Source organism: Streptomyces sp. NRRL B-24484, from assembly GCF_000717715.1.
In the GTDB taxonomy this organism is placed as follows: domain Bacteria; phylum Actinomycetota; class Actinomycetes; order Streptomycetales; family Streptomycetaceae; genus Kitasatospora.
The window spans coordinates 339761-366413 of the sequence record NZ_JOAI01000001.1 but is presented as its reverse complement, the minus strand read 5'-3'; the positions used below and the strand labels follow the sequence as shown (position 1 = coordinate 366413).

24 protein-coding genes are annotated in these 26653 nt (G+C 74.9%); 19 read left to right on the top strand and 5 right to left on the bottom strand.

What is annotated here, in order from left to right:
* The first annotated feature begins 71 nt into the window (after window positions 1-71).
* From IE98_RS0101630 to IE98_RS0101615, 4 genes are all read left to right on the top strand, one after another.
* Window positions 72-1010, top strand: a complete 939-nt coding sequence (locus IE98_RS0101630) for an RluA family pseudouridine synthase (protein WP_030262799.1) — start codon at window positions 72-74, stop codon at window positions 1008-1010.
* A 1-nt stretch (window position 1011) separates the two neighbouring features.
* Entirely contained in the window at window positions 1012-1491 is a 480-nt protein-coding gene (locus tag IE98_RS0101625) for a GNAT family N-acetyltransferase (protein WP_052389990.1), read from the top strand.
* A 46-nt stretch (window positions 1492-1537) separates the two neighbouring features.
* Complete coding sequence (locus IE98_RS44160) at window positions 1538-2044, top strand: hypothetical protein (RefSeq protein WP_159400807.1); 507 nt, start codon at window positions 1538-1540, stop codon at window positions 2042-2044.
* Window positions 2045-2132: 88 nt separating this feature from the next.
* Entirely contained in the window at window positions 2133-2744 is a 612-nt protein-coding gene (locus tag IE98_RS0101615; RefSeq protein ID WP_030262783.1) for a hypothetical protein, read from the top strand.
* A gap of 29 nt (window positions 2745-2773) precedes the next feature.
* On the opposite strand, the gene IE98_RS0101610 is transcribed toward IE98_RS0101615, so the two are convergent.
* The gene (locus tag IE98_RS0101610; RefSeq protein ID WP_030262780.1) at window positions 2774-4081 is read right to left on the bottom strand and encodes an SUKH-4 family immunity protein; all 1308 of its coding nucleotides are present in this window, start codon (window positions 4079-4081) and stop codon (window positions 2774-2776) included.
* Between the two features lie 166 nt (window positions 4082-4247).
* Here IE98_RS0101610 and IE98_RS0101605 point away from each other — a divergent pair, with 166 nt between their 5' ends.
* The 5 genes from IE98_RS0101605 (at window position 4248) to IE98_RS0101585 (ending at window position 8112) form a co-directional block, all read left to right on the top strand.
* Complete coding sequence (locus IE98_RS0101605) at window positions 4248-4601, top strand: hypothetical protein (protein WP_159400806.1); 354 nt, start codon at window positions 4248-4250, stop codon at window positions 4599-4601.
* 28 nt (window positions 4602-4629) lie between these two features.
* Window positions 4630-4929: an Imm49 family immunity protein gene (locus tag IE98_RS52460; RefSeq protein ID WP_078660702.1), complete on the top strand. Its 300-nt coding sequence runs from the start codon at window positions 4630-4632 to the stop codon at window positions 4927-4929.
* A 59-nt stretch (window positions 4930-4988) separates the two neighbouring features.
* On the top strand, window positions 4989-5276 hold the full coding sequence (locus tag IE98_RS0101595; protein WP_030262774.1) for a hypothetical protein: 288 nt from the start codon (window positions 4989-4991) through the stop codon (window positions 5274-5276).
* 73 nt (window positions 5277-5349) lie between these two features.
* Window positions 5350-7266 carry an SUKH-4 family immunity protein gene (locus IE98_RS0101590; protein ID WP_030262772.1) on the top strand — a complete coding sequence of 639 codons (1917 nt, stop codon included), beginning with the start codon at window positions 5350-5352 and terminating at the stop codon, window positions 7264-7266.
* Window positions 7267-7395: 129 nt separating this feature from the next.
* Window positions 7396-8112: a hypothetical protein gene (locus IE98_RS0101585; protein WP_030262769.1), complete on the top strand. Its 717-nt coding sequence runs from the start codon at window positions 7396-7398 to the stop codon at window positions 8110-8112.
* 48 nt (window positions 8113-8160) lie between these two features.
* Here IE98_RS0101585 and IE98_RS0101580 read toward each other — a convergent pair whose 3' ends face one another.
* Entirely contained in the window at window positions 8161-8679 is a 519-nt protein-coding gene (locus IE98_RS0101580) for a nuclear transport factor 2 family protein (protein ID WP_043173192.1), read from the bottom strand.
* Between the two features lie 58 nt (window positions 8680-8737).
* Window positions 8738-9721, bottom strand: a complete 984-nt coding sequence (locus tag IE98_RS0101575) for a helix-turn-helix domain-containing protein (protein WP_043173190.1) — start codon at window positions 9719-9721, stop codon at window positions 8738-8740.
* Between the two features lie 122 nt (window positions 9722-9843).
* On the opposite strand from IE98_RS0101575, the gene IE98_RS0101570 reads away from it, so the two are divergent.
* Both IE98_RS0101570 and IE98_RS0101565 read left to right on the top strand, forming a co-directional pair.
* Window positions 9844-10875: a saccharopine dehydrogenase family protein gene (locus IE98_RS0101570; RefSeq protein ID WP_030262763.1), complete on the top strand. Its 1032-nt coding sequence runs from the start codon at window positions 9844-9846 to the stop codon at window positions 10873-10875.
* Window positions 10876-11063: 188 nt separating this feature from the next.
* Window positions 11064-11447 (top strand): WXG100 family type VII secretion target, encoded by a 384-nt coding sequence (locus IE98_RS0101565; protein WP_052389987.1) that lies wholly within the window; start codon window positions 11064-11066, stop codon window positions 11445-11447.
* Window positions 11448-11664: 217 nt separating this feature from the next.
* Here IE98_RS0101565 and IE98_RS0101560 read toward each other — a convergent pair whose 3' ends face one another.
* Together IE98_RS0101560 and IE98_RS48845 are read right to left on the bottom strand one after the other, a co-directional pair.
* Window positions 11665-12027 carry a hypothetical protein gene (locus IE98_RS0101560; RefSeq protein ID WP_159400805.1) on the bottom strand — a complete coding sequence of 121 codons (363 nt, stop codon included), beginning with the start codon at window positions 12025-12027 and terminating at the stop codon, window positions 11665-11667.
* Between the two features lie 96 nt (window positions 12028-12123).
* Entirely contained in the window at window positions 12124-12372 is a 249-nt protein-coding gene (locus tag IE98_RS48845) for a hypothetical protein (protein ID WP_159400804.1), read from the bottom strand.
* 1681 nt (window positions 12373-14053) lie between these two features.
* Here IE98_RS48845 and IE98_RS0101550 point away from each other — a divergent pair.
* From IE98_RS0101550 to IE98_RS0101515, 8 genes are all read left to right on the top strand, one after another.
* On the top strand, window positions 14054-16792 hold the full coding sequence (locus IE98_RS0101550; RefSeq protein WP_159400803.1) for a toxin glutamine deamidase domain-containing protein: 2739 nt from the start codon (window positions 14054-14056) through the stop codon (window positions 16790-16792).
* A 97-nt stretch (window positions 16793-16889) separates the two neighbouring features.
* Window positions 16890-18314 (top strand): SUKH-4 family immunity protein, encoded by a 1425-nt coding sequence (locus tag IE98_RS0101545; RefSeq protein ID WP_159400802.1) that lies wholly within the window; start codon window positions 16890-16892, stop codon window positions 18312-18314.
* A 37-nt stretch (window positions 18315-18351) separates the two neighbouring features.
* Window positions 18352-20142, top strand: a complete 1791-nt coding sequence (locus IE98_RS0101540) for a hypothetical protein (RefSeq protein ID WP_043173188.1) — start codon at window positions 18352-18354, stop codon at window positions 20140-20142.
* A 73-nt stretch (window positions 20143-20215) separates the two neighbouring features.
* A complete protein-coding gene (locus IE98_RS0101535) occupies window positions 20216-21517 on the top strand; it encodes an SUKH-4 family immunity protein (protein WP_030262742.1) in 1302 nt (433 codons plus the stop codon).
* An 87-nt stretch (window positions 21518-21604) separates the two neighbouring features.
* Window positions 21605-22210 carry an SUKH-4 family immunity protein gene (locus tag IE98_RS0101530; protein ID WP_052389985.1) on the top strand — a complete coding sequence of 202 codons (606 nt, stop codon included), beginning with the start codon at window positions 21605-21607 and terminating at the stop codon, window positions 22208-22210.
* Window positions 22211-22287: 77 nt separating this feature from the next.
* Window positions 22288-22902 (top strand): O-methyltransferase, encoded by a 615-nt coding sequence (locus IE98_RS0101525; protein WP_030262737.1) that lies wholly within the window; start codon window positions 22288-22290, stop codon window positions 22900-22902.
* Window positions 22903-22957: 55 nt separating this feature from the next.
* Window positions 22958-25732, top strand: coding sequence for an alpha/beta fold hydrolase (locus IE98_RS0101520; protein ID WP_030262734.1), 2775 nt, complete (start codon window positions 22958-22960; stop codon window positions 25730-25732).
* Window positions 25729-26598, top strand: coding sequence for an ABC transporter permease (locus IE98_RS0101515; protein WP_030262732.1), 870 nt, complete (start codon window positions 25729-25731; stop codon window positions 26596-26598). Before IE98_RS0101520 ends, IE98_RS0101515 begins: the two co-directional genes overlap by 4 nt.
* Window positions 26599-26653 lie beyond the last annotated feature (55 nt).

Sequence of the window (26653 nt, the reverse complement as noted above, 5' to 3'; positions counted from 1 at the left end):
CCCCGTGCCGGCGGGGCGCAGCGCGTCCGCGGCGGTCGGGCCGCCCCCCGCGGTCCGGCATACTCGTACGAGTGAGTATCGCAGCGCAGACCCGCAGCCTTCCCGTACCCGACGGCCTGGAGGGTGAGCGCCTCGACGCCGCCCTGGCCCGGATGTTCGGATTCTCCCGGACCAAGGCCGCCGAGCTGGCGGCCGACGGCAAGGTGACGCTCGACGGCTCCGTCGCCGCCAAGTCCGACCGGGTCACCGCGGGCGCCTGGCTGGAGGTCGAGATCCCGGCCCCCGCCGCCCCCGTGCAGATCGTCGCCGAGCCCGTCGAGGGCATGCGCATCGTCCACGACGACGACGACATCGTCCTCGTCGACAAGCCGGTCGGCGTCGCCGCCCACCCCAGCCCCGGCTGGACCGGCCCCACCGTCATCGGCGGCCTCGCCGCGGCCGGCTACCGCATCTCCACCTCCGGCGCCGCCGAGCGCCAGGGCATCGTGCACCGCCTCGACGTCGGCACCTCCGGCCTGATGGTCGTCGCCAAGTCCGAGCGCGCCTACACCGACCTGAAGCGGCAGTTCCACGACCGGATCACCGAGAAGCGGTACAACGCGCTCGTCCAGGGCCACCCCGACCCGCTCACCGGCACCGTCGACGCCCCGATCGGCCGCCACCCCAGCAACGACTGGAAGTGGGCCGTCACCCGCGACGGCAAGCCCTCGGTCACCCACTACGACCTCATCGAGGCCTACCGCGCCGCCTCCCTGCTCGACATCAAGCTGGAGACCGGCCGCACCCACCAGATCCGGGTCCACATGTCCGCGCTGCGCCACCCCTGCGTCGGTGACCTGACCTACGGCGCCGACCCGACCCTCGCCAAGCGCCTCGGCATCACCCGCCAGTGGCTGCACGCCGTCCAGCTCGGCTTCGAGCACCCCTCCGACGGCCAGTGGGTGGAGTTCCGCAGCGAGTACCCCGCCGACCTGCAGAAGGCCCTCGACATCATCGCCGCGGAGAGCTGACATGGCCGACGCGACCGACCGGCCCGTCGTCGAGATCCGGATCGCGACGAGCGAGGCCGACCTCGCCCAGGTGCGGCACGTCCGCCGCGAGGTCTTCGTCGAGGAGCAGAACGTCCCCGAGGAGCTCGAGTACGACGACCTCGACGCCACCTCGGTGCACCTGCTCGCCCTCGCCCCCGACGGCACCGGCCTCGGCACCGGCCGCCTGATCCACGGCGCCGACGCCCTGAAGATCACCGGCGTCGAGGGCCGCGTCCTGCTCGGCCGCCTCGCCGTGCGGAAGGCCGCGCGCGGCACCGGCCTCGGCGCCGACCTCGTCCGCGCCATCGAGCGGGCCGGGCGCGAGCGCGGCGCCCGCGAACTCGAACTGCACGCCCAGGTCCAGGCCCTCGGCTTCTACGAGCGGCTCGGCTACACCGCCGAGGGCCCGGTCTACGAGGACGCCGGGATCCCGCACCGGACCATGGTCCGGGTGTTCTGACCGGAGCCCCTTCCTCCGCCGCTCGCCGACCACTACGCTCCCGCCCGTGAACGATCTTCGGGCGGGAGCATCGCTGGTCGTCGGCGGACTGGTGCTCGCCGCGCTGGTCGTCGGCGGCGGGTACTGGGCGCTCGACGGCGGCCTGTACGGCTGCACCTTCGCCGACCGCCGCCTGGAGGACCCGATGGCCGCCGAGGTCGCGGCCCTCGGCACGCCCGACGGCGCCCGGCCGGACGGCGAGCAGTACACCGGCTGCGACGACGACGACCGCTTCGCCGCCGCCGGCCGCGGCTACGCCGAACCCGCCCGGCGCTCCGACGTGGTCGCCCACTACCGGGCCGCCGCGGCCCGCAACGGCTGGCAGCCCGCCCCGCCCGACCCGGAGGAACCGGCCTGGCGCACCGACCCCGGCGGCGAGCGGATCGGGCTCTGCTTCACCAAAGAGGTCGACGGCACCACCGCCCACCTCGCCGTCTCCTGGGCCTTCGACGGCCGACAGGGCTACACCGTGGAGGCCCGCGCCAGCCGCACCGGCGGCTCGTGGTGCGCCTGACCGCCGCCCAGCCCTTGCACATCGGCCGGTCGGCCATCAGGCCCACGGGCCGTGCTTCGAACCTGCGGACCGGGGTAGGCGCTCCCCCGTGAGCGAGGCTGTGGAGACGGCGGCCCGCCTGCTGCGCGAGCGCGGACAGACCTACGCGCGGGAGGCGGGCATCACCCTGCGTGACAAGCCGGCGCCGCTCCACCAACTGCTGGTGCTGACCCTGCTCTGCTCCGCGCGGATCCACGCCGACATCGCGACCGCCGCCGCCCGCGAACTCTTCCAGGCGGGCCTGCGCACCCCGCAGGCCATGGCCGACTCCGACCGGCAGGACCGGGTCGACGCCCTCGGCCGCGCCCACTACGTCCGCTACGACGAGAGCACCGCCACCGCCCTCGGCCGCGGCGCCGAGCTGCTCCTCGAACGGTGGCGCGGCGACCTGCGCCGGCTGCGCGCTGAAGCGGGCGGCGACCCGGCGGCGGTGCACCGGCTGCTCCAGGAGTTCCCCCGGACCGGGCCGGTCGGCGCGGACATCTTCTGCCGCGAGGCCCAGGGCATCTGGCCGGAGCTCCGCCCGTCCTTCGACCGCCGCGCGCGGGACGCCGCCGCCTCGCTCGGCCTGCCGACGGACGGCGACGCCCTGGGCGCCCTGGTACCGGGCCCCGAGCTGCCCGCGCTGGCTGCCGCCCTGGTACGCGTCGAGCTCTGCTGAGCGCACCCCGCCGAGTACGGCGGACGCGATCAGAACAGGCCGTGCCACATCTGCTCGACGACCACGTTCCACCAGGTGGAGTCCTTGTGGAAGGCCTGCGGGTCGATCCCGGCGAGCTCCGTCTGGAGTGCGGCGACCGCGGCACCGGCCGCCAGCGGGTCGAGCCCGCGCATCGCGGCACGGGCCGTCACCAGGGCGTCCACACCGCGCAGGAAGGCGGCGAGGGAGGCGTTGACGTACCGTCCGCTGCCGGTGCGCGGGTTGACGGCCCACACCGAACCGAGGCTCTGCCCGTCCCCCGCGCACTGCACCGCGACGATGCACAGCCCGTCGGAGCCGACCCTCGTCCAGCCCGCGAGGACGTCGAGCAGCGACTCCTCCAGCTCGGTGCCCGCGGCCGTCAGGTGGCTGCGCAGGTCGGCGAGGAGGCCGCCGGCCGGCGGGGCGTCCGGGCGGTCCGCGGCGAAGAACAGGGGGACGTCGGCGGGCAGCCCCGCCCAGGTCAGCGTGGAACGGGTCGGCTCGGGCAGCGCACTGGCCGCGATGTCGTCGGCGTCGTACCGCACGACCTCGCCGAACGCCTCGGCCATCCGGCGGCCGAGTGCCACGTCACGGACCGCCGCGGCCGGCTCGACCTCGCCGGGCTGCGGCGCCGGCACCCGGTGCGGCCGCGGGGGCAGCGGCTGCCCCGCGAGGCGGGCGATCCGCTCGGCGTGCAGCGTGAGCGCCGCGGCACCCTCGGCCCGCTCGTCGGCGAAGATGCCGTAGGTGTGCGAGCAGGAGACCTCGGCGTTGGGGAAGGCGCGCTCCAGCAGGGCGGCGGTGTAGCCGCCGGGCAGGGTGGCCGGGCGCAGGTCGGTGTGGACGGCCACCACGTTCCCGGCCGGGACGCCCAGCCGGTCGAGCTCCGCGGCGAGCTGGTACTCCGCCGGCGGCAGACCCGGCCCCGCGTTGCGGTAGAGCATGACCTCCTGGCCGTCGGCCGGGTTCACGTAGGTGGCGACGGCGGTGTTGCCCGGGCCGGTGGCGGGCGGGTCGTTCCGGTGCGCCCGCTCGGCGTGCTTGGCCTCGTACGAGCGGATCACCTCGTCCACCGGGATCGAGGGCCACACGGTGAGTTCGCCGCTCTCCCGGTCCACCACGCCGCAGGCGTCGCCGAGGTCGGCCGGCGGGCGCCGCTCCCCGGTGACGGGGTCGCGCTCCAGCGGGGCCGGCGCGGCCCAGACCACCCAGCCGAGACCGAACTCGCGGTGGCGGACGGCACGGCGCCGCTCGGCCGGCGCTTCACCGTTCAGCCAGCGGTCGGCTGCGGCGAGGGCCTGCTCCTGGGTGATCACGACGACTCCTCCGTGGTGGCGGACTCCGGCCGAGATTACCGTCAGGCACCGTCGACTCCGAACGGTTGCATATGATCGCACGACGAATGCGACTGCGGCCGACCGGTCTTGGCCCGCCGCGGTCCGGGTGCAGTCCAAGGTTGAGGACGACGGGGAGGTGGCCGCGATGGCCGACGAGCACGAGATCGGCGACGACGAACTGCTGGACGTGGCGGACAATCCGACCCAGGCCGCCTCGCTGCACAAGGCTCTGCGCACCCTCGCCAACAACTCCAACGTCGGCCCCGAGCTGCAGGAGATGGCGAAGGGCGTGCTCAGCGGCCGGATAGGCATGAAGGACGTCATCGAGTCCGACCGCTACATGCACGCGATCACCGGCCGGCTCGGCGAGATCCACGACGCCGCCGAGCACCTGTCGCCGGAGGACCGGCGCAGGTCCGAGGAGCGCGCGGAGAAGTTGGTCCGCGAGCAGGAGGAGGCCGAGAGCGGCTCCGCCAAGCGCGACGACCGGCGGAAGTGACGGCTCGTCGTCCGCTGTTCGTCGCGGGTTGAGTTGCGCCCGGTGTGCAGGGTTGTCGCGGTGTCCGTGCGGGGTCGGTGAAGGGCCGGCTCCGGCACACCGTCCCTCCCCGGACAGCGGAACAACCCCGCCTCCGACCGACCGGGTCCCGTCGGACGGCCGCCCGAGTACCCCGGCCCGCCCCCTCGACACCACCGGACTGGTAGCCCCGGCCCCGCTGGCGATGGCGTGCCTCGCCCACGATGCAGGCATGCCGATCGACGTCGAGTCGGAGTACCTCCCGCACCACCTGCTCCGTGGCACCTGGGTCGGCGAGTTCCCCACGTGAGACCCGCGCGAGGATGATGCGTTCCCGCCCGCGGCAGCGCGGAATGGAGAGCCTTGGCCATGGACCCGAGAATGGTGCCGGCCGGATTCATCAGGCAGTATCTCCACGTGGAGACGGCCTACGCCTACATGCCCGTCGTTCTGGCCAACGTGAAGCGGGCGTCCTGGGCCGACGGTCTCCGGAAGATGTTCGACTACGTCCTGGAGAAGCGGCCGTTGTCGCACGGCGAGTACTGCGACCTGACGTCCGTCGATTTCGAGTCGGACGACGAACTCTACGCATACCTCCGGAAGGTGTACGACTACCTCTTCCTCGGCTCCGGCGAAGTGCCGGTACCCCCGGACTGATGCTCCGTCCGGCAAGGGCGTGGGCACGTGACAGAGTGAGCCTGTGACCAGGGGGAAAGCGGGGGAGAGCACCGTGGACATTCCGGCAATCGTGGACTGCGACGGGTTGCACGTGGATGAGGTGCAGGCCCGGGCGTTGCGGGCGGTGCAGGAGGGTGGGGCGTCGAGTGTGCGGCTGGAGGGTGTCGGGTCTGCGGGGCCGCTGATCAGTTCGGCCGAGCCCGGCCGGATCGAGGAGTGGGCGCGCCGGGCCAAGGCGGTGCTGGGGGTGGGTGTCGAGATCGCCCCGGAGGTCCCGTTCGGGCCCGTGGTCGACGAGATGACCGCGCAAGGGCCCCTCGACCGGGTGCTGTCGGCGGCCTCGGGTGCGCTGGAGCTGCGGCGTTCGCCGCTCGTCGTCTGGCGGGCTGTCGTCGCGGCTCTGGCGGGGCCGGTCGACGACGAGGAGCTCCAGGAGGCTGTGGAGCGGCACCCGTTGCTCGTTCGGGACGGCGGAGACATCGGCTTCGCCCGCGTCCACGTGCACCGGGAGGTGCGACGCAGCTTCCCGCTGTCGGCGGACCAGCAGCGTGCCGTGCACCGGGCTGTGCTGGGGCTGCGGGAGGAGCCGGCTGCGGCCGGGTACCTGCGGGCGGCACGGCCGGTGCATGCGGCGTTGGCGGGGGAGTTGGGGGAGTGGCTCGCCGATCCGGACTTCCTGGTGGAGTCGGGGTGGTACGGCCTCGCTCTGGGGCTGGCGTTGGCGTATCCGGAGGGTGTGCCGCTGGGTACGGTCGCGGGTGATCTGCACTGCGTGCTGCTGGAGGGGGTGGCTGCGCCGGCGAGCCACGAGGAGTGGCTGTCCTGGGTGCACCACACCCTGGTGGGGCGGGGTTTCACGGCTGCGGCGGACGAGGTGGCGACCCGGGTGCGGCTGCCGTGGCAGACGCTTTGGTCGCACTGGCGGTGGCCGAGCGGGTACGCGCCGCGGACGCCCGCGGAGACCGAGCAGGACAGGATCCTGTTGGTGCACGGGCCCGGCGGTCCGACCCTCGCCACCCGGCACGAGCCCTGGGACGGCCACAGCACGGTGTACGAGCAGCTGTGGAATTTCCGCACCGGCGAGAAGCTCGGCGGGGTGGACACCGAGGTGCACGAGAACGTCCTCCCCCGGGAGAAGGACCTTTCGGGCCGCACGGCCCTCCACATGGACGGGGAGTGGAGCTCCGCCGGTCTCGGCCGCCAGTACGAGGAGGCCGCCGAGCTGCCGTGGGCGGGGGAGTCGGTGGTGCATGCCGTGCAGTGCACGCCCTCGGACCCGGCGGACGGCACGACGTGGGTGTTCATGGGGCGGTGCGGGCTGTTCGGCGCAGTGGTGCACGAGGACCTGATGGCCCGGTTGCCGAGGCTTCCGCGCGGAGGGCCTGGGCGCCCGCTCAGCGGCCGCGCGCGGTGGCCCCGGCCGGAGGTGTCCTTCGACGGGCCGCTCGGCCGGGAGGAACTGGAACAGGACTGGGCGTTCGGCCGCGGAGCGTGCCGCCCGGTGCCGCCCGAGGGGCTTCCGGTCGCGGTCGAACACGGTGCCACCAGGGAGTTCCTGAGCGAGGTGGGCTGGCCGGTGGCGGATCATCCGGGACTGCTGACCCCCGAACTCGCGCCAGACGGACTGGTTCCGGCGGACGGGCGCCCCGGGCTGCTGACCGGGCTCGGCCGGTTCTTCGGTTCGCCGATCCTGCTGGACGGCCGGACCGGCGAGGTGTTCGGTGAGGACTGGAACCGCGACCTCGTCCTGGTGGCCGGTGGGTTGCCTCAGTTCCTGCGGATCGTGATGGTGCACCGGGCCGTGCTGCAGGTGCCCGTCCTGCTCGGCGTGGACGACTCCTTCAACCTGGAGGAGGACGTGCTCGGCTGGATCGGGACGATCGATCCGGCGGCCGCCGAGGCCGGGTTCTGGGAGCAGAAGTACTTCGCGCCGACCCTGCTCGACCTGTGGGAGGAGACTCCCGAGTAGAGCTCCGCGGTCCGGCAGCGAGCCGATCGGCGAGATCCCCACGTGAGGCGTGGATATTCGGATGGCGCGCGGCGCTCACCCCGGCCTGCCGAGCGGCCGCGGTGACGACGTCGGGGGGAGCGAGGAGCCGTGGCGGGGATCGTGCGGATCGACTGCACCGGGTTGAGCCTGGAGACGGTCGTCGCCGAGGCGATGCGGTCGGTGGGAGAGACCGGTGGGGCAGAGCAGTTGGTGCTCGACCGGGTCGGGGCCGCGGGGCCGTTGCTGGCGTCGGTGGAGGAGCCGGCGAGGGTCCGGCTGTGGGCCCGGCACCATGCACGTGAGCAGCCGGGCGTGCCGGTGGTGGTCGGGGAAGCCGCCTCCGCTGCGCCCGCCCGGCCGGTCCGGCTGGCCGGTCTCTCCGGTCAGCAGGCGTGCTGGCTGCAGGCTGTTGCCGCATCGGAGACGTTCCGTGCGCCGGTGGCGGCTGCGGAATCGGAGGCGTTCGCCGAGCAGCACGACCTGTTGGTACTCGACTCCGAGGGCGTGGGGCTCACCGGGGTCGGGGAACACCGGGCCCGTGCGGGAGCACTTGCCGATGACTGCGGATCAGCAGCGTGCGGTGCACCGGGCTGTGCTGGGGCTGCGGGGGAGCCGGCTGCGGCCGGGTACCTGCGGGCGGCGCGGCCGGTGCATGCGGTGCTGGCGGGGGAGTTGGGGGAGTGGCTCGCCGATCCGGGATTCCTGGTGGACCGGACCGCTGCGGCGCCCGCCGGTACTCCTGCGCACCGGGCCGAACCGGCCGCCCCGCCGAGCGGGGTGGGCCGGTCGGCGGCAGTGGTGGCGAGGGGGCACCGTGATCGCTGACGGCCTCGACGGCCACGTGTGTCAGCCGGGTCAGCCGGGTCAGCCGGGTCAGCCGTGTCCGGCGGGGGTGGCGGGGGCGTCGGCCGGGGCTCCGGTGGCGGATTCCGCGGGCCGGAGCCGCTCGGTGGGGCCGCCGAACGGGAGGTGGACGGTGCGGGTGGCGAGCAGCCAACGGCCGTCCGTCCTGTGGAAGGTGTCCTCGTAGTGGCCGACGTTGGCGGGGAGCCGGGTCGGCAGCATGCCGCCCGTCCAGCCGTCGACGCGGTAGGTGGCGAAGTAGGAGGTGGCGGTGGCCGTGGTCGGTGAGTGGACGTCGACCAGGACGTTGCTGCACAGCCGTCGGGACAGGCGGTCGGCGGGCCGGGAGCCGAAGTAGCTCCGCAGGGCGTCGCGGCCCTCGATGCGGCGCTCGCCCGCCGGCCAGTCCCAGACACCGTCGGGGGTGAACAGTTCGGCGACACTGCCGGGTTCGCCCAGGTCGAGGCGGTGCAGGAAGTCGATGAGCAGGCGCTCGCAGGCGTGTTCCGCCAGGAGCCGGTCCAGGGGATCCATCGATTCGTTCGTCATTTCCGAGTTCTACCGGACGGGACAGGTGGAGGGCGAACCGATTTTCCCTGCCCACCGCTCAAGTCTGCAGGGGATAGCGGGTGCTGGACTCCCGTGCAGTGGCCGTCCGGGTGCGGAAGGTGCGGCGGTAGGTGTCCGGGGGCACGCCGACCGTGCGGTTGAAGTGCCGACGCAGCGTGGCGGCGGTACCCATGCCGGTGGCCGCGGCGACGGTGTCCACACTCTCGTCGGTGGTCTCCAGCAACTCCTGGGCATGGCGGATGCGCTGGACCAGCAGCCACTGCAGCGGGGTGGTGCCGGTGACCGACCTGAAGTGGCGGCCCAGGTGGCGCGAGCTCATCCGCGCCCGGCGGGCCAGGTCCTCCACGGTCAGCGGCCGGTCCAGCCGTTCCAGCACCCAGGGGAAGAGGTCGGCGAGCGGGTGGTTGTCCGGGGCGGGCACCGGCGTGGTGACGAACTGGGCCTGCCCGCCGTCCCGGTGGGGCGGTACGACCAGGCGGCGGGCGACCGCGTTGGCGACCGACGAGCCGTGGTCGAGCCGGACCAGGTGCAGGCAGAGGTCCAGTGCGGCGGCCTTGCCGGCCGAGGTGAGCACGCTGCCGTTGTCCACGTACAGGACGTCCGGATCGACCGCCACCCGGGGATGGCGGGCGGCCAGGACCGCGGTGTGCGCCCAGTGCGTGGTGGCGCGCCGTCCGTCCAGCAGCCCGGCGGCGGCCAGGACGAACGCGCCCGTGCACAGCGAGGCCACCCGCGCGCCCGCCTCGTGGGCGGCCCGCACCGCGTCGACCAGCTCGGCGGGCGGGGGCGCGTCGACGTCGGCCCAGCCGGGGACGATCACGGTGTCGGCCAACGGGAGCCGGTCGAGGCCGTGGTCCGGCTCCAGCCGGAAGCGGCCGACCCGCACGGACTCCGGCCCGCAGACCGCGAGTTCGTACCAGGACGTGGCGCCGCCGACCGGCCCGCTCCCGAAGACCTCGTACGCCACGGACAGTTCGAAGTGCAGCATGCCCTCGGTGACGGCCAGCGCGACAGTGCCCATGTCCGGAAGTGTACGGGTCGTGTCGTTCCGGACACTCGTGGTGCAGTGCCGCCGCCGCCAGGATTGTCGGAGACGGAACGCCGCGGACCGGTGGCGGGCCAATCGAGTTCGGGGGAGGACCCATGGGATCGGTGCCGACGGTGGCGGTCTACGGCGCGTACGGGCACACCGGGCGCTTCGTGGTGGCGCAACTGCGGGAGCGGGGCTACCTCCCGGTGCTCTCCGGACGCGACATCGGCAAGCTGGCGGAGCTCGCGGTGTCCGAGCCCGGCCTGGAGGTGCGTCCGGCGTCGGTCGACGACCCCGACGCGCTCGACCGGGCGCTGGCCGGCGCGGCGGCCGTGGTCAACTGCGCCGGGCCGTTCGCCGTGACGGCGGGCCCCGTGATCGAGGCGGCGCTGCGCGCCGGGATCCCGTACGTGGACGTGGCGGCCGAGATCGAGGCCAACCTCGACACGTTCACGCACTTCGCGGACCGCGCCGCTGCCGCGGGAACGGTGGTCCTCCCGGCGATGGCCTTCTTCGGCGGCCTCGGAGACCTGCTCGCCACCGCGGCGATGGGCGACCGGACGGCGGCCGACGAGGTGCACGTCGCGTACGGGCTGAGCAGTTGGCACCCCACCGCCGGGACGCGGGCCGCGGGTGCGGTCTCCCGGGAGCGGCGGGACGGCCGACGGGTCCGCTACGCGGGCGGGCGGCTGGAGTACCGCCGGGACGACGCGCCGCTGCTGGAGTGGGCCTTCCCCGCCCCGCTGGGCACCCGGCCCGTCGTGGGGGAGTTCACGATGGCCGACGTCGTCACCCTGCCCAGCCACCTCGCCGTCCCCGACGTGCGCACCTACATGACGGTCGAGGCGGCCGGGGACCTCGCCGCCCCGGACACGCCGGCGCCGACCGCGGCGGACGAGCACGGGCGCTCCGCGCAGACCTTCCTCGTCGAGGTGGTGGTGCGCTCCGGCGACGGCGAACGGCGGGCGGTGGCGCGGGGGAAGGACATCTACGCCGTCACCGCACCGCTCGTGGTGGAGGCGGTCGACCGCATCCTGACCGGGCGGACCAGGGCGGTCGGCGTCGCCTCCGCGGGCCGGCTCTTCGACGCCCCCGACTTCCTCCGGGCGCTCTCCCCGCACGTGACCGTGGAGGTGGATTCCTGAGGTGCGTCCGACACAAGCGGTGCAGGGCGTTCCGGTTAGGTGGAGGTCGTGCGAAGTGGCCCCCGCGGTGCCGGGGGCCCGCCGTCACGCCGTAGGATCATGCGGTTGACGGGTAGTGGGACTGCCGGACCGGTTCGCATCGCGCGGGTCCGCCGCGGTCCCGGTCGTACGGGGGACGGGGATTTCCGGTGGCGCAGCAGCAGATCGTCGTCGACGAGGGGAACCTGCGGTCCCAGGGCCGGAACCTCGAATCGGTCGGCAAGGACTTCCAGGAGGCTGCCAACCGGATGAAGTCCCGGCTGGAGGCCCTGGAGGGCGGCGACGAGCCCCCGTGGGGCGACGACGACCTCGGCGAGAAGTTCGGCATCGTGTACGAGGGCCTGCGCGACGGCATGCAGGAGTCCATGGACTCCCTGGCGCAGCGGCTCGGCGAGATGGGCCAGAAGCTCCAGGCGATGGCCGACAACCACGAGGCGAACGAGGCCGACACCACCGGCCGGCTGGACGCCCTCGGCGGCCGGACGGACGCACTGGGCAACGAGATCCACACCATGTACCGCCCGCAGGTGTGACGGGCGCACAACCGCCTGCCGACCGTCGTCTTTGCTCCCGCGCCAGGAGGGTGCGGGAATCCGCTAGGGGGAACTGACTCGTGTCGCTGATGCTGCCGGACGGCCTTGAGTGGGTCCTGGAGATGCTCGGCTTCGACTGGCCGAAGGCGGACGAGGACAAGATGCGTGAGTGCGCCCAGGTGTGGCGTGATTTCGCGGATCAGGTCGACGAGTTGAATTATCGGGCGTTGTCGGCGGCGAACAGTGTGCGGTCGGCGAATGCGGGTGATTCGGTCGATGCGTTCGGGAAGGCGTTCGACAAGTTCTCGACGGGTGGGGACGGGTATCTCGCGGATGCGGCGCAGGCTGCGCGGTTGATCGCGGCGGCGTTCGAGGCTGCTGCGGTGATCGTGATCGCGTGCAAGATCGCGGTGATTGCGCAGTTGGTGATTCTGGCTGCGGAGATCATTGCGGCGCAGGCGGCGGCGCCGTTCACGTTCGGTCTGTCCGAGGTCGGTGCGTTGGGGGCGACGCAGGCGACGAAGATGATCGTGCGGCGGTTGTTGAAGGAGCTCCGTGAGGCGCTGATCGAGGCGATCATGGAGACGTTGAAGGATCCGATCGTGTCTGCAGTGCAGGCGATGATCAAGGATCTGATCGCGCAGACGGTGAACCAGGGCTTCGGTGCGCAGGACGGCTATGACGTCGGCCGGACGGTGAAGAAGGGCTGGGAGGAGGGGAAGTCCTCCGCGGAGAACTGGAAGCAGACCTTCGGTGAGTCGCTGAAGGACGGGCTCGGCTCGCGGGCGGGCGGCGCCGCCCGGCACCGTATCGACAGCGCGGCCGGGCACGGCAGCGGCCACGGCGAGGGCGGCGGCGGCCACGAGGGCGGCGGCGAGAGCGGGCACGACGGCGGGGGCAGTGGGGACTCCGGATCCTCGTCCAACTCCTCCGGATCCTCCGGAGCTTCGGGGTCTTCGCACGCGTCAGGCTCCGACGGTTCCACCGGTGCCTCGGGCGACGGCGGCTCGTCGGGCGGCTCGCACACCTCGGGCTCGTCCGGCTCCTCGGCCCCGTCCGGCGGTGGTTCGGGCAACGGCGGTTCGTCGGGGAGCGGCTCGTCCGGAAGCGGGCGGCCCGGCGGCGGCGACGCGAGCACCGGAACCGACCACACCTCCTCGGGCGGCCAGTCCGGTCCGAGCGGCGACTCCGGCTCGCACAACAACAGCAGCAGCAATGACGGTGGGGCGACCGCCCAGCACGGCAACGACGGCCGCGACAACCGGAGTTCGACACCGCTCGACCCGTTCGGCACCCGGCTGACCTCCGACCCGGCACCGGCCCCCGCAGCCCACCACACCCCCTCCGGCGGCGACGGTACCCCGCCGCCGTCCGGCTCGCACACCCCCTCCTCCGGACCCGACACCGGCGCCCCGACGCATGCGGGTTCGGACGGGCGGTCGACGCCGGGTTCGGACGGGCCTGCTCCTGCTCGGCACGACAGCACGGGCACGCCTTCGGCGCACACGGGTGTGGACGGGCGGCCGAGTGCGGGGTCGGACGGTGCTGGTGGCGGTTCTGCGCATGCGGGTTCGGACGGGCGGTCGACGCCGGGTTCGGACGGGCCTGCTCCTGCTCGGCACGACAGCACGGGCACGCCTCCGGCGCACACGGGTGTGGACGGGCGGCCGAGTGCGGGGTCGGACGGGCCGGCGCATGCCGGCGACGGTCACGGGGACCGGTCGGGTGCGGACACCCCCCGGCCCGGGCCCGTTTCCGCGCACCACACTCCTGATGCCTCGCCCGCGCCGGCACCGTCCCACGGCGGTCCGCAGCACACGGGGGAGGGACAGTCCGCGCACGGCAGCACGGACACCCGTCCGGGGCCGGCGCCGTCCCACCCGACCCCCGACTCCGCTCCCGCGCCTGCGCACTCCGGCGACTCCCGTCCCACGTACGGGCCGGTCCGCGGTGACGACGGTGCCTCCACGCCCCCGCATGGTGGTGCGGACCGCGGTGCGACGCCCCCGTACGGCCCGGTGCGCGGCGGAGAGGCCGCCCCGGCACCTGCGCACGCCTCCGACGGCGGGCCGTCCCGACCGGGCGGCGACATCCCCTCCCAGTCGGACCGTTCCGGACCGGCACCGGACGCTGCCCCCCACCACTCCACGCCCGGAAGCACGCCGGCCCCGGATGCGACGCCCGGTTCGCACGGCGCGGGCGACGGCCGGGGTGCGCCCTCGGGCGGCGGCGTTCCGCACGTGCCGTCGGCGGGCATCCCGTCGGCGGGCGGACCGTCCTCGGGGCCGGACCACTCGCGCCCGTCCCCGTCCTCCTCGGACGGGCCGCACCGCGCCACGGTCGAGACGGCCTCCACGGCGGTCGCCGACGCCCCTCCCACGCACAATCCGGCCGCCGGTCCGGACGCCACGCCGGGCCAGTCCGGCCCGTCCGGCCAGAACCCGTGGACGCCCACCGCCACCGGTCCGATCGCGACCGGGCCCGTCCCCGGTGCCGGTGTTCCCGGCGCCGGGACGCCGTCCGGCAGCACGCCGCCCCGCCAGGGCGGTCCCGTGCCCCACACGGGCACCGGCGGTGACGGGCCGTCGAGCAACCGTCCGACCTCCGTGCCCGGCCAGTCCGCCGGACGTCCGGAGCACGGCGACCGCCCGACCGGCCTCGGCCGCCAGCCCGGCGCGGACCGCCCCGGCGCGGACCGCCCCGCTGTCGACCGCCCGTCCGCTGCGCCGCGCCCCGACGCGGACCGGCCCTCGCGTCAGGACCCCCGGACGGCCGACCCGCGCACTGCGGACCCGCGTGCCGCCGACCAGCGGCCGTCCGCCGACCGTCCGACCGGTACGGCGCCGCGCCCGGGCGGCGACGGCCCGGCGCGCACCCCGGACACCGCTCGCCCCGACCACGGCCCGGACACCCGCCCGGAGGACCACGGCAAGCCGGAGGACCACGCCAAGCCGGAGGACCACGCCAAGGGCGACGAGCAGGCCAAGTCCGACGACCACGCCAAGGCCGATGACCACGGCAGGCCCGAGGACCACGGCAAGCCCGACGAGCAGCACCACCGCGACCCGGCCGAGGACGCCGACTCCCCCGCGGACCACGACGGCCGTCCCGACGCCGACGTGCCTCCGCACGAGCGTCCGCTCTCCGACAGCCGCCCGTACGACACGCCCGGTGGTCTGGCCCGCGTGGAGGAGCACCACCAGCAGGAGCTGGATCGGCGCATCCCGCGCAACCCGGACGGCACCCCGCAGCGCCACCCGGACCCGTACGGGGACTGGCCGGGGGCGGTCAACGGCGACGGGCACCGCGAGCCCGGTCGCGACAACAACTGCCTGGACGTGGCGCTGTCCAGCGCCGACACCTACAGCGGCCACCCGACCGCGGCCGCGGCCCGCACCGACGACGGGAGCCCGGACGGCGAACGCGGCGGACGGGACCGTGCCGAGCGCCAACTCGGTGCGCCCTTCCGGGACCTGGGCAACGGGGACCAGGCGTTCCACCGGCTGGAGGACACTCTCCGCGAGTCGGGCCACGGGTCGCAGGCGGTCATCGTCACCCAGGACGAGCACGGCCGCGCGCACGCCTGGAACGTGGTCAACCACGACGGCAAGATCGTCTACCTGGACAACCAGACCGGCGCGCGCAGCGACAAGCCGCTCCACAACGGCGACCACGGCGTCTTCGCGATCCCGCTCGACGCCGACCGCCGGCCGATCACGTCCGACCACCGCCCCTCCGACTCCCGCACGGGCTCCGACTCCCACACGGGCCCGGACTCCCGTGCCGGCTCCACGACCCGTCCCGACCGCAGCGACGGCGCCGAGCACCCCGACCGGGCCGAGCACCCCGACCGCCCCGGGCGGGACTCCGACTCCGCGGACCGCCGCCCTGCGGACCCGGCGGGCAAGACCAAGCACAACGAGGACGGCACGGAGCCGGACGGGGAGGCCGGGCCGCCCAAGAAGAAGCAGAAGCCGAGCCCCGACGACATGGAGGTGGACTCCGGGCACGGCCACACGCCGGGGTCCGGCACCTCGCACGACCCGGCCTCGCACGACGGCACCACGCACCACGACACCGACATGCCGGACGCCGGCACCCAGGAGTCCGGCACGCCGGACGACCGCCAGGGCTCGACGCCGTACCACGACGCCCAGCCCAAGGACCACACGCACTACAACATGCTCGGCGACGACGAGCAGCGGACCTTCCGCGAGCGCGAGAACGCCAATGTCCGGCAGTCGGACCTGGACGTCGCCCACCAGTTCCTGCAGGACCGGTTCACCGACAAGTCGCTCGGCGACTTCCTGCAGGACACCGCCGACCAGGCCCGGCACAACAAGGACCACAAGGACGACCCGGACGCGGAATTCCAGCTCGCCTTCGACAAGGAGCAGTTGGAGCACCGGCTGCCCGGCTTCAAGGACCTGCACCAGAGCGAGCAGGGCGCCGTCGTGGCGAGCCTCGGCCGGCTGAGCCTGTCCTACCACCAGCAGTACGCGGTCGGTTCGAGCCCGGAGCACGCCGCCGACCCGTACCACTACCGGGACGACCACGACCGGTCGGACATGTCGGAGACCGAGGCCGAGAAGCAGCAGAACGACAAGCACCACGAGGACGACCAGTCCCGCGGTGTGGCCACCCACCAGAACCACGACTTCTGGCAGGGCCCCCGGGGCAACGAGCACCGCCCGCTCAAGGAGGGGGAGAAGCCCGAGGGCCCGAGCCCGGCCCGGCTGGTCCGCGAGCACATGGTCGACCGGTACCGGGAGCTCCACCCCGACAAGGCCAACATGACCGACCGCCAGGTCGAGCTCGCGATCCGCCGGGAGACCATCGCGCACGTCAAGGGCGACCACCGGCCCGACTTCACCGGAAAGAACTACGCCGCGATCGAGGTGGTCGACAGCAACGGCAAGGTCCGGTACGTCGTGGACAGCTCGCTGCCGCCGGGCAAGGCCGGCATGCAGCCGGAGCACTCCGAGCCGCACCTGGGCCGCTGGATGGAGCGCCTCAACCAGCGTGCGGAGGCGGGCGACTACACGGTGGCCAGCCTCTGGACGGAGCGCGAGCCCTGCGGCCAGGGCGCGGGCCACGGACACTGCTCGCGCTACCTGACCGAGTCGATGCCCGACACCGAGGTCGGCTACGGCGTCGGCTACCGCAAGGGCGACATGGCGGACGGCCACGACACCGCGGCCGAACGGGAGGCGGCGGCCACCAAGATGGACCAGGACATGCAGGACCACCTCAACCGCCTCGGCGACCTGTGGTACGACATGGCCACCAGCGGAGAGCTGGACAAGAACCGGACCCCGAACCAGTACGTCCCGCCGCAGACGTGACAATCGACCGCAGTGACCACCGACCGCAGTGACCACCGACCGCAGTGACGACCGGCCGCAGCGGCCGACGCCGACCAGCACCGCCCACGGAGGCGCCATGACCCCCGGACCTGACCAGACCCCCGGCCCGACCGGCGGCTTCGACGTGCGCGAGCTGCCCGCGCTGATCGAGCGGCCGGAGTTCCTGGCACGGGTCGGCCGGGCGGAGCTGCTGGCGGCGATGGCCGAGTGCTGGCCCGACGGGGTGCCCGCGGGCACCCTCGCCGAGGACATCCACCACCTCGACCGGCTCGGCGTGCGGCCGGACGCCGAGCAGGGCGCCGAGTGGCTCGCCTGGCTGCACCTGCTGCTCGTCAGCCACGGCCGGTCCGAGGACGCCTCCGCCCTGCTGGCGGCCGCGCCGCGGCTGCCCTGGCGCACGGTCTGGTCGCGCTGGGTCCCGCCGGGCGCCCGGGCCACCTGCTCGGCCCCCGGCGGCCGGGTGACCGGCCTGCAGCTCGTGGAGCGCGACGGGCAGCAGCTCGTCCTCGCCCACGAGGCCTTCGTCCTGGCCCGGATGGAGCGGATGGAGCCCGACGACGAGGAGGGCTTCCACGAGTGTGCGGTGGACCTGCGCACCGGCGAACCGGTCGCCGGGCCGAAGCTCTACCGGCCGTACGCCCACGACGAGTTCCCCGAGGAGTACGTCCCGCTGCTGCCCGCGGACCTGCCGCGCCGGGGCGAGGACGCGACCAACGGCCCGGACGGCTGGCAGGGCGGGGCCAAGGCGCTCCCGGTCTGCCACGAGCAGGTCGGGCAGGCCGTCCGGACGGGCGCGCTCGCGGTCCTCGGCGGCGGCTGGGGGTACTACGCCGTCGAGATCGACGAGTCCGCGGCCGTGCTCGACGAGGCGCGCACCCCGGTCTGGCCGATGCCCGCCGAGGACGACGTGACCACCCGGGTCGCCCCGGCGGAGCTGCCCGACGCGGCCCGGACGGTGACCCGCGGCTGGCTGGCCGACCGCTTCGGCGCCGACCGGCTGTGGTCCGCCGACCCCGCCGAGCTCCCCGACGGCCTGGAGCACGGCCCGACCCGCCGCTTCCTGACCGAGGTCGGCCTGCCCGCCGTCCGGATCCCGCTGCTGGACCTCAGCGGCGAGGTGCTCGCCCGGGAGGGCCTCGGCGAACTGCGCACCGAGGACTTCCGGGACGGGGACGAGGACGGCGACGACCGCGGAGAGTTCTGCTACCTGATCGCCAAGGACCTGGAGCGGCTGATCGTGGTGGACGGCGCCACCGGCCGGGTCGGCCTCCTCGACCCCGAGCGGTACGAGGGCGACTACGACAGCGGCCCGATCGCCTCCTCCGTCGAGCGGTTCGCCGCCCTGCTGCGGCTCTACGCGTCGTTCTACTACGGTGCCACCGCGGCCGAACTCGCCGACGCCGAGCGGGCGCTGCGGGTGTGGGCCGAGGAGCTCGACCCGGTGACGGCCTCCTCGACGTTCTGGCAGGAGGTCTTCCAGGACCGCGAGGACTTCGAGTGACCCCGCCCCGGTACGGCACGAACCCGGAGACGACCAGGTGAACGATCCGACGACCCACCGGCCGCACCCCTACGTCGGCGGCCGCGGCGAGGCGCTGCGCGCCCTCGCGGCCTGGCACACCGCCGGGCCGTCGGCCCCGCAGGTGGTGCTGCTGACCGGCCGCCCGGGCTCCGGCCGCTCCCGGCTGCTCACCGGCTTCCTGATGCTGTGCGATCCCGCCTCCCGCGAGCGGCTCGACCTCGGCGCACTCGACCCGGCCACCGTGCCGGCCGCCGAACTGCCGCCGCCCCTCGTCTGCGACCCCACCGGGCTGACGGCGGCCCAGCTGCTCTGGACCGCCGCCGACGTCCTCGGCCTCGACGCCGACCGCACCGAGGACCTGCTCGACCGGCTCGCCGAGGAGCGCACCACCGCCACCGCCCTCGTCGTCCCGGACGTCGACCGGGCCGGGCCGCTGCGCGCCCTGCAGGAACCCGCGCGGGTCGCCGCCGAGGTCCTGCTGCCGCTGGCGCTCTCGCCGTGGGTGCGGGTGCTCGCCGACGTGCCGGAGGAACAGGCCGCCTGGCTCGCCGAGCGGATCCCCGCCGGGCGGCTGCAGGTGATCGACCTGGACGGGGAACCCTGGGCGGACCCGCAGGCCCTGGTCCGGCAGGCCGAGCACACGCTGGACCGGCCCGCCCTCGCCGCCGAACTGGCCGCCCGGGCCGCCGGCCCGCTGGTGGTGCGGCTCACCGCCTGGTCGCTGCGCGCCGCCCCGGCCGACGGGCCGGTGGAGCTCCCGGCCGGCGTCGGTGACGTCCTCGACCTGCACGCCGGGCGCTGCGGTGCCGACGAGCTGACGCTGCGCCGGCTGCTCGCCCCGCTCGCCCTGGCCGGCGACGGCGCGGCCGTGCCGTTCCCGCTCTGGGCGCCGCTCGCCTCCGCGGTCGCCGGCCGCGACCTGTCCAAGGCCTTCGCCGACGGCCGGGCCCTGCTGCTGCCGTTCTTCGAACTGGTCGGTGAGCGCGACGACCCCGCGGTGCGCCTGGTGCACCCGGAGATCGGCGCCGAGATCCGCGAGCGCTTCGGTTCGACCGTCCGCGAGGCCCAGCGCCGGATCGCGACCGCCCTGCTGAACGGCCTGCCCGACGGGCCCGGCCGGTGGGAGCACGCCTCGCCGTACCTGCGCGAGCAGCTGACCGGCCACGCGCTGGAGGCGGGGACGCTGGCGGGCCTGATCGCCGACCCGGGCTTCCTGGTGCACGCCGATCAGGTCCGGCTGCGGGCCGCCGTCGAGCACCTGGCGGCCACCGGCGCGGAGCTGCCGCCGCTCGCCCGCACCTGGCTGCGGCTGGCACCGCTGTTCACCCGCACCGAGGCCGGTCCGTCGGTGCGGGCCGCGCTGCTGGAGCACGCCTGCCGCCAGGACGGCCTGCCCGCCCCCGAGCTCGGCCCCGCCCTGCCCTGGCGGACGCTGTGGGCCCGCCCCCTGCCGGGCGTCACCGCGCTGACCGCGGCGACCGCACCCGACGGCACGCCCGTCGTGGCGGCCCGCGTCGCGGGTGCGGAGCGGCTCGCCGTCCACGCGGTGCCGACCGGCGAGCCGGTCGACGTCCCCGGCGAGCACCTGGCGGTGCTGACCGAGGAGCAGCGGGCGGCCTGCCCGGTACGGCTCGGCATCGGCGGCGACTACGTACGGCTGTGGCCGCGCGAGGAGGGCGACCCGGTCGGGGTCTTCCTCTCCGCGGGCCCGCTCGGCGGCGCCGACGTCACCCCGGACGCCGTGCTGCTGCTCGCCGACGCCGCAGGGCTGAGCGCCCTGCGGCTCACCGTGCCGGCGCCGGTGTGACCCGGGCCGCGGCAGCAGTGCACACCCCCAACCACCGGGCCTGCGGGCCCCGGTCCTGAAGGAGAACGACCGCGTGACGACCCGCGCACAGGCCGTCGAGGCGGCCCACCGGTGGATCAACGGCGACCGGCCCGAGGAGCAGTGGCGCACCGTCGGCGTCCACGAGTTCGACCTGGGCTGGGTGGTCTGGGCCGAGGCCGGGGAGGCCGGCGCCGGTGCGTCCGAGGGCGGGCGGCGGGCGCCCGCCGACATCGGCTCCGCCAGCGCCGTCGTCGACCGGGAGACCGGCCGGCTCACCACGTGGCCGTCCGTGCCGGTCGAGGAGGTCGTCCAGCTCTACCGCGACAGCCTCGGCGCCGGCACCTACGACCCCGACCGGCCGCTCGCGACCGGTCCCGGGGCCACCGCCGTGCTCACCTACCGGGACGCGGACGGCAAGGAGCAGTCGCTGTTCCGGATGTCCGCCCCGGGCGGGACCCACCCCGAACTGGACGCCTGGCGCACCCTGCAGCGGCAGGGCGTGCCGCCGGAGGCCGTCCTCGCCGTCCACTCCGACCTGCGGCCCTGCGAGCTGCCCGGCGGCTACTGCGCCGCCGTCCTGCTCGCCGAACTGCCCGTCGCCTCCTTCTCCTACGGCCAGGACCACGGCCCGCGCTTCAACCGCCGCGCCGCCGCCGTCCGCAGCCTGACGGCCGCCACCGAGCAGGTCTTCCGCGAGGCCGGCCGGCCGCTGCCGCCGCACCCCAACCGGGCGCCGTTCCCGCGCGGGGTCGAGCCCGCCGATCAGGAGCGGGACGCCGCCCTCGGCCGCCGCCTCGCCGAGCAGTTCGGTGCCGACGGCGTGCACCGTTACGACGCCGACGACACCGCCGCCACCGCCCTCCCGGACGCCGCCCGCTCCACCCTGGTCTGGGCGGGCCTGCCGGCCCGGGTCGAGGGCTTCTTCACCGTGCTGCCCGGCCTGCCCGACGTCGCCGCGCACCTCGACGCGGTCGGCCGCGGCAGCCGCGTCCCGGACGCCGCCCGCGCGGCGCTCGCCGAGTACGTGCTGATCGGCACCGACGGCCACGCCCTGGTCGCCGTGCAGTGCGGCGACGGCGGCACCGGCACCGGCGAGGGCGTCGGCCGCGTCTGGGCGGTCGACCCCGACAACGGGACGGGCCGCTACCTCAACCACGACCTCTCGGCGTACGTCCGCTGCCTCGCCCTCCTCGCCGCCCACCGGCCGGCCCGCCGCGGCCTCGACCCGCACGCGGCCGCGGACGCCACCGACGGCTTCCAGCACCGGCTGGCCGCCCTCGACCCGACCGTCTTCCAGGACCCGGAGAACTGGTGGGCCGTCGTCGTCGAGCAGATGTGGGACGGCCTGCTCTGAGCGGACGCACCCGGCGAACCGGCCGGCCCGTCGCCGCCGTCGCCGCCGCCGACCCCACGACCCCGCCCGGAACCGGAGCAGACCGACGTGACCGACGCCGTCCAGCAGCACCCCGCCACCCCTGACGCCGCCCTGCTGGTGCGGCTGTTCGGCGAGGAGGGCGTCTGGCGGCCGACCGGCGCCGAGCTGCCGGACGCGCTGACCCACGCCCCGACCCGGCGCTTCCTCACCGAGGTCGGCCTGCCCTGCACCCGGCTCGGCCGGATCGGCCTGGACTCGCGCTTCCTCCGCGAGGAGGGCCTGTGGGCCCAGGACCCCGACGAGCTCTACGGCGCCTCCCGGCCGCAGGGCGAGGACGCCGTCTCCGACACCTGCTTCAAGGTGATGGACCACACCGACGCCGTCTTCGTGCTCGACGCCGGGACGGGCGCCGTCGACCTGTTCGCGCCCGACGGCTGGGACCGCGGCCGCGGGTACGGCGGCCGCTACGCGCCGTCCCTGCCCCTGCTGGTCCAGGTCCTCTGCCTGGCGGCGCAGGCCGTCGAGCAGGTCGACGAGGTCGGCTGCGACGAGACGATCGAGCGTTTCGACGCCGACCTGGACGCCCTCGGCCTGCTGGCCGCCCACCCCTGGCTGTGGACCACGGTGTTCGAGTACCTCGACGAGTACGAGGACGAACTCCCCGCCCACTGACACCGCCCACGGACACCGCCCGGCGCAGCGGGGAAATCCGACTGCGCCACCGCGGGCACCGGCGGCAGACTGGCCCGATGGACGACACACCCACGCAACTGCCGCCCGCCGTCGCCGTGTTGCGGGCCGCCGCGAAGGCCCACGGCTTCACGCTCTCCTGCGAGGAGCGGACGGGGGCACTGCTCGCCGTCCTCGCCGCCGCCCGCCCCGGCGGGCGGATCCTGGAACTCGGCACCGGTGCCGGCGAGGGCGCGGCCTGGCTGCTCAGCGGCATGGACGCCGACGCCCGGCTGGTCAGCGTGGAGCTCGACACCGCCGTGCAGGACCTCGCCCGCGCCGAACTGGCCGGGGACGGCCGCTGCTCGTTCGTCGCCGGCGACGGCGGGGCCTGGCTGGAGGCGTACCGTGGCGAACCCTTCGACCTGGTCTTCGCCGACACCTGGCCGGGCAAGTTCACGCACCTGGAACGGGCGCTGGAAATGGTCGCCCCCGGCGGCACCTACCTGATCGACGACCTGCTGCCGCTGCCGGACTGGCCGGCCGAGCACACCGCCGCCGTCGCCCGGATCGTCGCGCACCTGACGGAGCACCCGGACTTCCGGACCGTCCGCCTCGCCTGGTCGACCGGTCTGCTCATGGCGGTCAGGACGGCCCGCCCCGCCGTGCCGCACCCGAACGACCGGCGCGAATGACGTGATCGCGCCCTTTACGGGCTCCCTACCCCGAACGGCGTTAGGGTCGGTGGCCATGGGGTTCGGGTGGGCCCGGCGGCGCTGGCTGGGACGGCGTGCGCTGGTGGCATGGATGGTTGCGGCGGTGCTGGTCGTCGTGGGGGCGATCGGCACCGCCGCCGGCGGTTCCGGGCCCGAGGTGCGCCAGGAGGACCGCTTCCTCGACATGCCCGAAACCGCGGGCAGCAGTGCGACCGTCCGGGTCGACACCTCGTTCTTCACCACCGGCACCTCCCCGCGCCCGGCGATCCTGCTGGCGCACGGCTTCGGCGGCTCCAAGGAGGGCGAACGCGACCGGGCCCGGCAGCTCGCCCGCGCCGGCTACGCCGTCCTCACCTGGTCCGCCCGCGGCTTCGGCCACTCCGGCGGCCGGATCGGCCTGGACGCCCCGGACCGCGAGATCCAGGACGTCAGCCGGCTCGTCGACTGGCTCGCCAAGCGGCCCGAGGTCCAGCTCGACAAGACCGGCGACCCGCGGGTCGGCATCACCGGCGCCTCCTACGGCGGCGGGGCCGCCCTGCTCGGCGCCGCCCACGACCCGCGGATCGACGCGGTCGCCGCCGGCATCACCTGGTGGAACCTCGCCGACGCGCTCTTCCCGCAGGCCGCCCAGGGCTCCACGGCCGCCGACGGCGTCTTCAAGAAGCTCTGGGCCGGACTCTTCTTCACCACCGGCTCGGCCGGCGCCCCCACCGGCGGGCCCGCCGGCGGATCCCGCGACGGACAGCAGGACGGACAGCCCGGCGTACCGCAGGGCGCGGTCGGCTGCGGCCGCTTCCTCGACGAGCTGTGCGCGATGTACAACCGGGTCGCCGCGGCCGGCCGCCCCGACGCGGAGGCCGTCGCGGTGCTGGAGAAGTCCAGCCCGTCCTCGGCCGCCGACCGGATCAAGGTGCCCACCCTCGTCGTCCAGGGCCAGCAGGACTCGCTCTTCCCGCTCGACCAGGGCGACCGGATCGCCAGGGCGGTCGCCGCCAACGGCGCCCCCGTCGCCGTCGACTGGTTCGCCGGCGGCCACGACGGCGGCACCGAGGGCAGCGAACGCACCGACGCCCGGGTCACCGCCTGGTTCGACCACTACCTGGCCGGCAAGAGCACAGGCACCGGCCCCGCCTTCCGGGTCACCCGCACCGGCGGCGTCGACTCCACCGGCTTCCAGGCCGTGCTGCGCGGCGCCGACGCCGACGCCTACCCGGGCCTCGGCGGCACCGCCACCCGCAGCGTCGAACTCGCCGGCCGCGAGCAGACGATCGCCAACCCGCCCGGCGGCGCCCCGCCGAACATCTCCACCGTCCCCGGCATCGGCGCGCTCTCGCAGGCCGCCTCCCTCGGCAGCGGTCTCGCCCTCGACTTCCCCGGCCAGTACGCCGCGTTCGACTCCGACCCGCTCACCACCGGGCTCGACCTCACCGGTCAGGCCCGGGTCTCCGTCACCGTGCACGCCGACCGGCCCGACGCGGTGCTCTTCGCCAAGCTCTACGACCTCGGCCCGGACGGCAAGCAGACCCTGCCGCAGCAGCTCGTCGCCCCGCTGCGGGTCACCGGCGCCGACGCGCCCGGCGGCCGCACCGTGCAGATCGCGCTGCCCGCCGTCGACCACTCCTTCCCGGCCGGGCACCGGCTGCGGCTCGTCCTCGCCTCCACCGACCTGGCCTACGCCTCCCCGGCGCAGCCCGCGAGCTACACCGTCGCCGTCGCCGGGCCGGTCGCCGTCCCGACCGTCGCCGGTCTGCACACCGAGGCCGCCCCGCTGCCTGCCCGGGTCTGGGTGCTGCCGCTGCTCGCCGCCGCCGTCGCGGCCGGGCTGCTCCTGCTGCGCCGCCGACGCCGCCCGCAGCTGCCCGCCGACCCGGCGCTCGCCGGCGTCCCGCTGCAGATCACCGGCCTCAGCAAGCGCTACAAGGGCGCCGCCGACCGGTACGCGGTGCGCGAGCTGTCCTTCCGCGCCGAACAGGGGCAGGTGCTCGGCCTGCTCGGCCCGAACGGCGCCGGCAAGACCACCACCCTGCGCATGCTGATGGGTCTGATCCGCCCCGACGAGGGCGAGATCCGGATCTTCGGGCACGCGGTGCGGGCCGGTGCGCCCGTGCTGTCGCGGGTCGGCGCCTTCGTCGAGGGCGCCGGCTTCCTGCCGCACCTCACCGGCCGCGCCAACCTGGAGCTGTACTGGCAGGCCACCGGCCGGCCCGCCGAGGACGCCCATCTGGACGAGGCGCTCGCCATCGCCGACCTCGGCGAGGCCCTCGACCGCGCCGTCCGCACCTACTCCCAGGGCATGCGGCAGCGCCTCGCCATCGCCCAGGCCATGCTCGGCCTGCCCGACCTGCTGATCCTCGACGAGCCGACCAACGGCCTCGACCCGCCGCAGATCCGCGAGATGCGCGAGGTGATGATCCGGTACGCCGCCGCAGGCCGCACCGTCATCGTCTCCAGCCACCTGCTGTCCGAGGTCGAGCAGAGCTGCACCCACCTCGTCGTCATGGACCGCGGCCGCCTGGTCACCGCCGGGGCCGTCGCCGAGATCGTCGGCGGCGGCGAGCAGCTGCTCGTCTCCACCGCGCCCGGCCACGGCCGCGAGGAGCTCGCCGCGGCCGCCGACAAGCTCGCCGCGCTCGACGGCGTCGTCTCGGCGGAGCCGGTCGACGGCGGCCTGCTCGTCCGCCTCGACGACGGCGGCAGCGCCGCACGGCTGGTCGTCGAACTCGTCCGCCTGGAGGTGCCCGTGACGGGCGTCGGCCCGCAGCGCCGCCTGGAGGACGCCTTCCTGTCCCTGATCGGAGGCCCGGCATGAGCAGCACCGCACCCGCTCCTGCCGCGGAGCAGGCGGCGACCGGCTACGCGGCCCGCCGCACCCTGCCGCTGCGCGTCGAGGCCGTCCGCCAGCTGCGGCGCCGCCGCACCCTGGTGATCGGCGGGCTGCTCGCCGCACTGCCGTTCGTCATCCTCGCGGCCTTCCAGATCGGCGGCACCCCCGACCGGCCGGACCGCACCACCTTCATCGAACTCGCCACCTCCTCCGGGCCGAACTTCGCCGCCACCCTTCTCTTCATGGGCACCGGTTTCCTGCTGGTCATCCCGGTCGCGCTGTTCTGCGGCGACACGGTGGCCTCGGAGGCCGGCTGGTCCTCGCTGCGCTACCTGCTGGCCGCGCCGGTGCCCCGGGCCCGGCTGCTGGCCCGCAAGTTCACCGTCGGGCTGGCCTTCTCCGCCGCCGCGATCGTGCTGCTGCCGCTGGTCGGGCTGGCCGTCGGCACCGCCGCCTACGGCTGGGGCGACCTGAAGCTGCCGACCGGCACCAGCCTGCCCGCGGCCACCGCGCTGCCCCGGCTCGGAATCGCCGTCTGCTACCTGATCCTCGCCGAACTCGTGATCGCGGCCCTGGCGTTCTGGCTCTCCACCGCGACGGACGCCCCGCTCGGTGCGGTCGGCGGCGCCGTCTTCCTCTCCATCATCACCGGCGTCCTGGACGCCGTCACCGCCCTCGGCGACCTCCGCGAGTGGCTGCCCGCGCACTGGCAGTACGCCTGGGCAGACGCCCTCCAACCCCACCTCGAATGGGGCGGCATGATCCAGGGCGTCTCGCTCTCGGTCTCCTACGCGATCGTCCTGCTCGCGCTCGCCTTCCGCGGCTTCGCCCGCAAGGACGTGGTCTCCTGACGCCCCGCAGGGCCGGGATTTAATCGCTGGCGGCCCCGGGCGGGGTTGTCCTAGG

What these genes read in the sequence shown, in the direction of transcription:
- IE98_RS0101625 (WP_052389990.1), top strand. Translation starts at nt 1,012, where the DNA reads ATGGCCGACGCGACCGACCGGCCCGTCGTCGAGATCCGGATCGCGACG.
- IE98_RS0101605 (WP_159400806.1), top strand. Translation starts at nt 4,248, where the DNA reads ATGGCCGACGAGCACGAGATCGGCGACGACGAACTGCTGGACGTGGCG.
- IE98_RS0101595 (WP_030262774.1), top strand. Translation starts at nt 4,989, where the DNA reads ATGGACCCGAGAATGGTGCCGGCCGGATTCATCAGGCAGTATCTCCAC.
- IE98_RS0101580 (WP_043173192.1), bottom strand. Translation starts at nt 8,679, where the DNA reads ATGACGAACGAATCGATGGATCCCCTGGACCGGCTCCTGGCGGAACAC.
- IE98_RS0101575 (WP_043173190.1), bottom strand. Translation starts at nt 9,721, where the DNA reads ATGGGCACTGTCGCGCTGGCCGTCACCGAGGGCATGCTGCACTTCGAA.
- IE98_RS0101570 (WP_030262763.1), top strand. Translation starts at nt 9,844, where the DNA reads ATGGGATCGGTGCCGACGGTGGCGGTCTACGGCGCGTACGGGCACACC.
- IE98_RS0101560 (WP_159400805.1), bottom strand. Translation starts at nt 12,027, where the DNA reads ATGATCGCCTCGATCAGCGCCTCACGGAGCTCCTTCAACAACCGCCGC.
- IE98_RS0101545 (WP_159400802.1), top strand. Translation starts at nt 16,890, where the DNA reads ATGACCCCCGGACCTGACCAGACCCCCGGCCCGACCGGCGGCTTCGAC.
- IE98_RS0101525 (WP_030262737.1), top strand. Translation starts at nt 22,288, where the DNA reads ATGGACGACACACCCACGCAACTGCCGCCCGCCGTCGCCGTGTTGCGG.
- IE98_RS0101520 (WP_030262734.1), top strand. Translation starts at nt 22,958, where the DNA reads ATGGGGTTCGGGTGGGCCCGGCGGCGCTGGCTGGGACGGCGTGCGCTG.
- IE98_RS0101515 (WP_030262732.1), top strand. Translation starts at nt 25,729, where the DNA reads ATGAGCAGCACCGCACCCGCTCCTGCCGCGGAGCAGGCGGCGACCGGC.